Annotated in this window: 1 protein-coding gene; it reads left to right on the top strand. The window is 67.3% G+C overall.

All coding sequences use genetic code 11. The features are described from left to right. On the top strand, positions 1–189 hold a 189-nt coding region (locus WDW90_RS40275), incomplete at its 5' end, for a hypothetical protein (RefSeq protein WP_336493131.1). Positions 190–251: the final 62 nt, after the last annotated feature.

Genomic DNA, 251 nt, shown 5'->3' with positions numbered 1-251 from the left:
CGCGAAGAAGGCCCGGACCGTAGCGGGACTCTTGCGCTCGGAAAGGAGGCTCTCCTCGGCGCGGCGGCGCAGCAACGGCCCCGCCGGCCAGTTGGGATGCGCCCGCGTGAAGGCGACGGTTCGCTCGAAACCGATCCCGGCGCCGGCACGGATCGCGAAGACGATTTCGCCCGGCCACCGTCAAGGTGATGGCCGGGCTAAACTTGTTGACTCACGACCTTGTCAGGTCATGGGCCGATGTTTCTTGCGGG

Origin of the sequence: Methylobacterium nigriterrae (assembly GCF_037106235.1) — a bacterium.
In the GTDB taxonomy this organism is placed as follows: Bacteria; Pseudomonadota; Alphaproteobacteria; order Rhizobiales; family Beijerinckiaceae; genus Methylobacterium; species Methylobacterium nigriterrae.
This window is presented reverse-complemented; position numbering and strand designations above follow the sequence as displayed.